Here is a 9,664-nt window from a genome sequence, read left to right on the forward strand (position 1 = left end):
TTTTTCAGACGGCCTTGGCAAACCGGCAACGGTAACAACGCATCTCTTACGAAAAACGCTCAGCTCGAACTTCTGGCCGTCTGAAAACAAATAATATGAACGCGAAAAAAATCCTCGGCTACGCATTGGGCCCGGTAGGAAGCGCCGCTTTCGGCCTACTTTCCCTGCCGCTCATCTCATGGTACTTCCCTGCGGAAGACATCGGCCGTATCGTACTCTTGCAGACCATTGCCGGATTGAGCATCCTGTTGCTGGGCTTGGGGCTGGACCAATCCTATATTCGCGACTATTACGCCGTTAAAGACAAGGCCGCGCTGTTCAAATCCGTTTTTTTATCGCCATTGATTCTGACGGTGGCGGTTGTGGTTTTAGTGTTACTGATAAACGCATCATGGCCGTCTGAAATCATTTTTGACATCCCCAGTGCAAATTTGGGGATTCTCTTTCTGATTTTCTTAGCCACCACGCTGATTATCCGTTTTTTAGCCCTGATTTTACGGATGAAAGAGCAGGCATTGGCTTTTTCTGTTAGCCAGCTTGCGCCGAAATTTTTGATTTTGGTGTTGGTTTTTGCCGTAATCGCTTCCGGCCTGCCCGCCAATACCACTTCGCTGGTTTTTGCCTACACCGCCGCCCAAGTGCTGACCGTTGTACTGTTGATATATCAGCTGCGCCAAGACTTGCAAGCCGTTTCCCATGCAAAATGGTCGTCCGATCTGCATCGGGACGGCCTACGCTACGGCCTGCCGCTGGCATTCGGCAACTTGGCCTATTGGGGGCTGACTTCGATTGACCGTTTTGTCCTCAAAAACATCTCAGGCTTGGACGAGTTGGGTATTTATTCAATGGCGGTCAGCTTTGGTGCCGTCGCCTTGATTTTCCAAAGCGTGTTCTCCACCATTTGGGCGCCTTTGGTGTTCAAATGGGTAGAAGAAAAAACCAATCTGGACAAAATCGGCGACATCACGCTTTCCATGACCGTCCTCATCAGCGCAATGATTTGCCTCATCGGAATTTTCTCGCCGATGGCGACCTGGATACTGCCGGAAAAATACACGCAGGTTCAATTTATCCTGCTCTCGTGTATGCTCTTCCCCCTGTTTTACACGCTGACCGAAGTCAGCGGCATCGGTTTGAACGTCGTCCGCTCGACTTGGCTGATTACTGTCATCAACATCGTTGCCTTTATCGTCAATACCGCCCTGCTCTATCTATTGGTACCGAAATTTGGTGCAAAAGGTGCAGCTATGGCCAGCGCAACGGCTTTTTGGCTGTTTTTCATCTTTAAAACCGAATTCTCTTCACGCCTGTGGCAGCCTTTGCCGCGCCTGAAGATTTATACCAACTCAACGCTCTGCCTGATAATCTGCCTTGCCTACACTTGGCTGGGTACGCGCGACAACTACATTTGGTTCGCGCTGGCATGGGCAGTCGGACTGGGTTTCCTGTTCCTAAAATACAAACACGCACTATTTGCCGCGACCGAAAAAATCAAAGCCAAATTAAACCGTTCGGCAAAATAGCCAACCTGAGATTCACGTCTCTACGATAACAACAGAACGACTATGAAAATAAAACGTCTGAACTTATACACTTACATTCTATACATCATGCTCGCAGCCTATATGCTGGGGCCCGCGCTGTCCTTTAAGGTCGGCGTACCGCGTATTGACAACCCGCTGACCCTGATATTTGTACTGCTTGGTTTTGTCGTATTTTTTCTGGAAAGCAAGCATATTCCGCGCAAGATTTTTGCCATGCTCTGCGCCCTGACCGCCATGTGCATCTGGCCCGCCATCCACATGGGCATTACGTCGCTGACGCCGACGCAGTACATGGATATTTTGTTTTTTATGGCGGTTCCGGCTTTCTTCTACTTGTTTTACCAAGTATTGAAGCGCGCCGACGACCCTTTGGGGACGATTCAGAAGTTCCTCATCGTATTTACGCTGTTTATCGCCGTACCGCCGTTTGCAGAACTGGCCACCGGTATTCAGTTTGTGAGTGCCAGCGATGAGTTGGCTATTGACGAAGGCTCGCTCAAAGGCTTGTTCTTTAACCCGAACAACCTCGCCGCCACCGCGGTCTGCCTTGCGCCTGCCATTTTGTTTTTCTTCCAACTCCAAGGGCGGAAACACAAAGAAAAACTACTTGGCTGGGGCTTGTTCCTGCTGTTGGGCATGGCCATTTTCGCCAGCGTATCGCGTACCGCCATCGGCTGCTACCTGTTGATTTTGTTGGTTTATACGGCCTATCGCAGAAACGGTTTTATTACGGTCGGCGTTGCTGGTTTGCTGGCATTGGTATTGTCGATGATTCCGTCACGCGCGATTGCGGAATTTTTGCTCTCACTCAACGGCAACCAGTTCTTAGAACGCTTTTCCAGCCGCGTGTACCTTTTCCTGTACGACTTGGGCAGCGACAACTCCGTGTCCTACCGTCAGGAGATTTACAACTACTTCTGGAACAATCCGCCCCTGCTGCTGACCGGCTACGGTCCTAAAAACTTCCGCGAATATTTCGGCGGCCATTTGAGCGGCAGCTTGGGCTTTGAAAACCCACACAGCTTCATCATCGAGCTGTATTTGGGTTTCGGCATGATTTCCTTGCTCGGCTTTATTGCTTTTGTGGCGTGTTATTTCCTCTACACCGCCTCAAACCGAGCAGTAACCGGCAAATCGCGCGTTTTGGCTTGGGTTGCCTTGGGCATTTTCCTGCTGGCCGGTTTTATTCCGTCCACCATTTTGCGTATGCCGTTTATCTGGCTGCCCTGCCTGCTGATTTTTATTTACAGCGTATTTGTTGCGCCCAAGCTGAAAGATATGGCCGCTTACGCATACAACGAAACACTATACGATACGAAGAAACCATCATGAAAATCATCCTGACTACCTCCATGTCCGGCCTCGGTGGCACTGAAAACGCCACTTTCCGCCTCGGCCGCCTGCTCAAACAACGCGGACACGATATCGTATTGGCCTCTTCAGACGGCCCTTTGATTCAGGAAGCGCAAGCATTGGGCATCCGTTGGCAGCCGATCGATTTTTACCAAGGCGGATTATTGGGTTACGTCAAAGGCATGTTCGCCTATATGAAACTGCTGAAAAAAGAGAAACCCGATGTGATTCACTGCCAAATGGCGCGTATCGTTCCGGCCTGCGCCATTGCGGCCAAGTTCGCTTCACCGAAAACCAAAGTGTTCTACCACGCGCGCGGCCTTGATCCGGAAACTTATCCGAAAATTGCCAAGCTTTTCGACAAGCTGGGCGTGTACATTATCGGCAACTGCAAACACGAACGCGAAAAACTCATCCGTTACGGTTTCCCTGCCAACCGCATTACCTACACTTACAACGCCCTGCACAAAGCAGATTTCGTTCCTGAAAAAACGGTCAAAGACTATGTCCAACTGGGCACACTTTCCCGTTTGGATACCGTCCGCGCCGTGCATTTAATGCTGGACATTTTGAAGAAAATGGTTGACCGCGGCATGCCTGTACGCCTTAACGTTGCAGGCATCGGCGAAGAAATGGACAACCTCAAAGCCCAAGCCAAACGTTTGGGCATTGAAGACCAAGTTACCTTCCTCGGCGGCGTCCGCGATTTGACCGGCTACTTCAAAGAAGTCGATATTTTGGTGAACACGCCGCATTGCGTGGGCGACCACGGCGCAGGTGTCGGCAACAATATTTTGGAAGCCGGCCTTTACGACACACCTGTCGTGACCTACAACATGGCGGGTATTTCGGAAATGGTCATCACCGGCCAAACCGGCTACTGCATTCCTTTCGGCGATGACGAAGCGTTTATCGAAGCCGTCGATACACTCATCAAGCATCCTGAGTTGCGCGGTCAAATGGGCAAAGCCCTGCACAAACACGTTGAGACCTTATGCTCCGACGATGAAATCTACCGCACCACCATGGCTGCGTACGAAATGTAAGGCCGTCTGAAACATGAACATTACCATCGTCGCCCCTTATTGCTCGCTACCGTCCGAGCCGCATTTCAACCGCTTCTGGTATCTTGCCGAGCTGTTGTCGCAGTCGCATGACGTGTTGCTGATTACCAGCAACTTCAAGCACTACGACAAATCTTTCAGACGGCCCGAAGATGCCGAGGCTGCCTCACAAGGCCGTCTGAAAGTCATACTGTTGGAAGAAAGCGGATACAGCAAAAACGTGTCTTTGGGACGCGTGACCAGCCATCACCGCTTCGTCAAACATTTTGAACAATGGTTGGAAAACTGCCGTCCGGGCGAACAAGACGTCGTCTTTTCCGCCTATCCGCTGATTGCCACCAACCTGCTGTTGGGCAAACACAAAGCGCGTTTGGGTTACAAACTGATTGTCGATGTGCAGGATGTATGGCCGGAGTCTTTCTCCTCGGTCATACCGTTTTTGAAAAAAGTACCGCACAACCTGCTGCCCTTTGCTTCACGCGCCAACCAAGCCTACCGCTACGCCGACGCACTGGTTGCCGTATCGCAGACTTATCTCGACCGCGCCAAAGAAGCCAATCCGAACGTACCTGGCGAAGTCGTTTATATCGGCGCGGATTTTCCCAAACTCGATGCCGCGCCTGCCAAAGATTTTGGCGACGACAAAACCCGCTTTTTCTACTTGGGCACGCTCAGTTACAGCTATGACGTGGAAACTGTGTGCAAAGGCGTTCGCAAGCTGTTGGATGCCGGCGAAAACGTCGAATTGCACATCATGGGTGGCGGCCCCGATTTTGACAGGCTCAAACAATATGCCTGCGACGGCATCAAGTTTTACGGCTACATTCCTTACGCCGAAATGATGTCGGTCGCCAAAGGCTGCGACATTTCCGTCAACGCCATCCACTCTTACGCCATGCAGTCGATTACCAACAAACTGTCCGACTATATGGCTTTGCAAAAACCGATTCTGAACAGCCAGGTCAACGACGAAGTTGCCGAAGTCCTTACCCTGCTGCCGCATGCGAACTATCGTTCCGGTGATGTGGACGGTTTCGTTCAAGCCGCCAAAGATATTTTGAAGCGCAAAAACGATCCTGTTCAGTCCGAAGAAATCGTCCGCCGCTTCAAACGCGACGTTGCCTATCAAAAAATCGTCAACCTGATTGAAAGATTAGCTCATGAATAAATTTTTCAAACGCCTGTTTGACATTATTGCCTCTGCTTCAGGGCTGATTATCCTGTCGCCTGTGTTTTTGATTTTGGTGTACCTCATCCGCAAAAACTTAGGCTCGCCTGTGTTCTTCATCCAAGAGCGACCGGGCAAGGATGGCAAACCGTTTAAAATGATTAAATTCCGCTCCATGCGCGATGCAATCGATAAAGACGGCAACCCTCTACCGGACAGCGAACGCCTGACCGATTTCGGCAAAAAATTACGCGCCACCAGTTTGGACGAACTTCCTGAATTATGGAATGTCTTAAAAGGCGAGATGAGTCTAGTTGGACCTCGTCCGCTGCTGATGCACTACCTGCCGTTGTACAACGACTTCCAAAACCGCCGCCACGAAATGAAACCGGGCGTGACCGGTTGGGCGCAAGTCAATGGCCGCAACGCCATTTCATGGGATGAAAAATTCGCCCACGATGTTTGGTACATCGACAACTTCAGCTTTTGGCTGGATATCAAAATTTTGTTCCTGACGGTTAAAAAAGTCTTCGTCAAAGAAGGCATCTCAGCCGAAGGAGAAGCCACCATGCCTTATTTCACGGGTAATAAAACTGATGAAAAAAAATAACATACTGATTCTGTCGGCAGGTCGCCGTGTCGAATTGGTGCAGGACTTCCAAACCGAAGCCGCACGTTTTTCAGACGGCATCGGCGTTTTTGCTACTGACCTCAACCCCCACATGTCTTCTGCCTGCCATGTTGCCGACCGCGCTTTCAGCGTGCCGCGCATCGATGCAGCCGAATACATTGACAGCATTTTCGAGCTGGCCAAACAACACGACATCGGTCTGATTGTGCCAACCATCGATACCGAGCTGCTCAAACTGGCCGAAGCACGTGACCGTTTTGAAGCTGAAGGAATACATATTGTCATTTCGGATGCAAAACTGATTACCCTGTGCCGCGACAAGCGCCTGACCGCAGGCCTGTTTGCACAATACGGCATCCGTTCGCCTGAAATTTACGAACGGGACCGCCTGGTTTTCCCATGTTTTGCCAAGCCTTATGACGGCAGCCGCGCCATCGGTGCGAAAAAAATCAACACACCGGCTGATTTGACTGTCGACATTACCGAAGACCCGAAAATGATGTTCGCCCAATACATCGATATTGAGAATACTTTCTCCGAGTTTACCGTCGATATGTATTACGACCGTCAAGGCCGTCTGAAATGCGCCATTCCTCGCGAACGTTTGGAAGTGCGCACCGGTGAAGTCAGCAAAGGCGCAACCCGACGCAATGCCCTGTATAAAGAGCTGGTTGAAAAAATGGCCGTATTGGAAGGCGCACGCGGCTGCATTACCGCGCAATTCTTCGTCAGCAAAACCGACAGCACGACCTACGGCGTGGAAATCAACCCGCGTTTCGGCGGCGGTTTCCCACTGACTTACGCAGCAGGCGGCAACTATCCGGGCTGGCTGATTCAAGAATACATCGGCGGCCAAGATGTCCCTTTCTCCGACGACTGGGAAAACAATTTAATCATGCTTCGTTACGATGCTAAGGTTTTGGTAAGAGAACATGATTAAGCCGGAAGAATCTGTCATCGTCTTCGATCTTGACGATACGCTTTACTCTGAGTACGACTACAAATGCTCCGGAATACAGGCAGTTGTAGGGACAATTACGTCGCTTTACCCGCAATACGATGCCGACGTACTAAATGAAATTGCAGACAATAAAAGTAAAGACTGGCTCGACAATTTGTGTCATCATTGCAAATTAAACGAACTAGAGAAACAATCACTTTTGTGGCAATATCGACTACATAGGCCTGTTATCCGACCTTATGTCGAACCGTCTTTTTTACGGAAGCTGATGCGCCCTTTTGCCGCACGCGCCCTGATTACAGACGGTCGCAGTCTGACACAGCGTTTGAAAATACAGGCCTTGGGTTTGACCGATTTGTTTGACGACATTTTGATTTCGGAAGCCATGCAATCGGAAAAACCCGACGATAAGCGTTTTGTCTTCCTGCAAAACAAATATCCGGCTACAAAACGTTTCATCTACATCGGCGACAACATCAAAAAAGATTTTGTCGCACCCAACAAACTGGGTTGGCTCTCCATAGGCATTATGCCTAAGCCGCACAATATTCATCAAGCCGAGCCCGAGCAATACGGTCGTGAATACCAGCCCACCCTTTGGATAAACACCCTGGAAGAACTGACTACACTGACAACTTCCGCCACCGAAAAAGCAAATGCATAAGGGACATTTCTCCATGAAAATCTTATTTATGGGTCGTAAACAGGTTTCCGCCAACCTGCTTCGTTTTTTGACCAAACATGACCATATCGAAATCATCGGTGTCTTGACCGACAGCCATCTGCAAGGCTCGCCGACTACGGCCGCCGCGCAGGAATTGGGCTTGCCCCTGTACACCTTCGATACGGCTTTGGAAGCAATGCGAGAAGGCCGTCTGAAATACGATTTGGGCTTGTCCGTCCTTTACTGGCGCAAGCTGCGTGATGAATTCCTGAGCATTCCGACTTTAGGCACGATCAACTTCCACCCTGCGCTGTTGCCCGAATACAAAGGCACGGGCGGCTACAACCTGGCCATCATGGACGAGCTGAACGAATGGGGCAATACTGCCCACTACGTCGACGCTTCCATCGATACCGGTGAAATTATCGAAGTGGACCGTTTCCCTATCGACGCCGAAACAGAAACCGCCCAATCGCTCGAACGCAAAACCATGCAGGCATTGGAAGATTTCGCACGACGCATCATCACCCGCGCCATCGAGTCGAAAACCAAATTGCCAACCACGCCAAACATTGGTGGCCGCTACGTCAGCCGCGACGAGATGGAAGCCATGAAGCAAATCCACGACGGCGACAATATCGAGAAGAAAATCCGCGCCTTCTGGTTCCCTCCTTACGACGGCGCATACGTCGAAATCAACGGTCAGAAATACACCCTGATCAATCGCCAACTGCTGGAAGAAATCGCCCCCAAAGGCTCAACCAGTCTTTTCGCAGGAAAAACAAATGCTTAATACATCACTCTCCCCATGGCCAAGCTTTACTCAAGAAGAAGCCGATGCCGTTTCCAAAGTCCTGCTGTCCAACAAAGTCAACTACTGGACAGGTACGGAATGTCGCGAATTTGAAAAAGAATTTGCTGCTTTTGTCGGCACTCAATACGCCGTCGCCCTTTCCAACGGTACATTGGCTTTGGACGTAGCCCTCAAAGCAATGGGTATCGGCCAAGGCGATGATGTGATTGTCACTTCGCGTACTTTCTTGGCTTCCGCATCCTGCATCGTGACCGCCGGCGCAAATCCGGTGTTTGCCGATGTCGATTTGAACAGCCAAAACATCAGCGCCGAAACCATCAAAGCCGCTTTGACGCCAAACACAAAAGCCATCATCGTGGTTCACCTTGCCGGCATGCCTGCCGAAATGGACGACATCATGGCTTTGGCAAAAGAACATAACTTGTGGGTTATCGAAGACTGCGCCCAAGCGCACGGTGCGAAATACAAAGGCAAATCCGTCGGCTCTATCGGCCATGTCGGCGCATGGTCGTTCTGCCAAGACAAAATCATGACCACCGGCGGCGAAGGCGGCATGGTAACCACCAACGACAAAGAGCTATGGAGCAAAATGTGGTCGTACAAAGACCACGGCAAAAGCTACGATGCCGTGTACAACCGCGAACACGCACCCGGTTTCCGCTGGCTGCACGAAAGCTTCGGTACCAACTGGCGCATGTTGGAAATGCAGGCGGTCATCGGCCGCATCCAGCTCAAACGTATGCCCGAATGGACGGCGCGCCGCCAAGAAAACGCCGCCAAACTGGCTGAAAGCTTGGGCAAATTTGCCAGCATCCGTTTAGTCGAAGTGGCCGATTACATCGAACACGCGCAATACAAGTTCTACGTTTTCGTCAAACCCGAACACCTGAAAGATGGCTGGACGCGCGACCGCATCGTCAATGAACTGAACGCGCGCAAAGTCCCATGCTATCAAGGCAGCTGCTCCGAAGTGTATTTGGAAAAAGCCTTCGACAACACGCCTTGGCGTCCGAAAGAGCGTTTGAAAAACGCTGTCGAGTTGAGCGACACCAGCCTGATGTTCTTGGTGCACCCAACCCTGACCGATGAAGAAATTGCGTTCTGCAAAGAAAACATCGAAGCCGTATTGACTGAAGCCACGGCATAATCATTTTCAGACGGCCTGCAACTTCAGGCCGTCTGAAAAAAATAAAACAGCCTGCTTCAAACAATCCGTACCAAGCCACATTACAACACTCAGACACAAGAAATATAAAATGAACTTGGAAACCCTGCTGGCTCTGCCGCGCAACCTTAAAAAAACCTTCTTCGTCATCCACGATATCTTGATGATATTCGTGGCGTTTTGGTTTGCCCAAAGCCTCAAAGTGCAATATTCCGACGAATGGTTGAGTATCGCCAACTGGCTGGCTTTCGGCAGCACCGCGTTGCTGACCATCATCCTTTTCATCCGTATCGGCCTCTA

The 9,664-nt window shown here is 50.5% G+C and carries 9 protein-coding genes and 1 pseudogene; all 10 read left to right on the plus strand.

Features of this window, described 5'->3' with window-relative positions; translation table 11 throughout:
* The first annotated feature begins 95 nt into the window (after positions 1–95).
* Entirely contained in the window at positions 96–1,523 is a 1,428-nt protein-coding gene (locus tag ACTHS3_RS07725) for an oligosaccharide flippase family protein (RefSeq protein WP_070587530.1), read from the plus strand.
* A 42-nt stretch (positions 1,524–1,565) separates the two neighbouring features.
* Entirely contained in the window at positions 1,566–2,876 is a 1,311-nt protein-coding gene (locus ACTHS3_RS07730; protein WP_070503964.1) for an O-antigen ligase family protein, read from the plus strand.
* The gene (locus tag ACTHS3_RS07735) at positions 2,873–3,943 is read left to right on the plus strand and encodes a glycosyltransferase family 4 protein (protein WP_070503967.1); all 1,071 of its coding nucleotides are present in this window, start codon (positions 2,873–2,875) and stop codon (positions 3,941–3,943) included. Before ACTHS3_RS07730 ends, ACTHS3_RS07735 begins: the two co-directional genes overlap by 4 nt.
* A 13-nt stretch (positions 3,944–3,956) precedes the next feature.
* Positions 3,957–5,129 (plus strand): glycosyltransferase, encoded by a 1,173-nt coding sequence (locus ACTHS3_RS07740; protein WP_070503970.1) that lies wholly within the window; start codon positions 3,957–3,959, stop codon positions 5,127–5,129.
* A complete protein-coding gene (locus ACTHS3_RS07745) occupies positions 5,122–5,739 on the plus strand; it encodes a sugar transferase (RefSeq protein ID WP_004520870.1) in 618 nt (205 codons plus the stop codon). Before ACTHS3_RS07740 ends, ACTHS3_RS07745 begins: the two co-directional genes overlap by 8 nt.
* The gene (locus tag ACTHS3_RS07750; RefSeq protein ID WP_004520871.1) at positions 5,726–6,700 is read left to right on the plus strand and encodes an ATP-grasp domain-containing protein; all 975 of its coding nucleotides are present in this window, start codon (positions 5,726–5,728) and stop codon (positions 6,698–6,700) included. The genes ACTHS3_RS07745 and ACTHS3_RS07750 overlap by 14 nt, the downstream gene beginning before the upstream one ends.
* Positions 6,693–7,385, plus strand: a complete 693-nt coding sequence (locus tag ACTHS3_RS07755; protein WP_004520872.1) for an HAD family hydrolase — start codon at positions 6,693–6,695, stop codon at positions 7,383–7,385. Before ACTHS3_RS07750 ends, ACTHS3_RS07755 begins: the two co-directional genes overlap by 8 nt.
* 13 nt (positions 7,386–7,398) lie before the next feature.
* Complete coding sequence (locus ACTHS3_RS07760; protein WP_440367595.1) at positions 7,399–8,178, plus strand: methionyl-tRNA formyltransferase; 780 nt, start codon at positions 7,399–7,401, stop codon at positions 8,176–8,178.
* Positions 8,171–9,346, plus strand: a complete 1,176-nt coding sequence (locus tag ACTHS3_RS07765) for a DegT/DnrJ/EryC1/StrS family aminotransferase (RefSeq protein WP_004520874.1) — start codon at positions 8,171–8,173, stop codon at positions 9,344–9,346. Before ACTHS3_RS07760 ends, ACTHS3_RS07765 begins: the two co-directional genes overlap by 8 nt.
* 109 nt (positions 9,347–9,455) lie before the next feature.
* Positions 9,456–9,664, plus strand: a pseudogene (locus ACTHS3_RS07770) (polysaccharide biosynthesis protein); the annotation flags it as partial.

It is taken from the genome of Neisseria sp. P0009.S007, assembly GCF_051962515.1.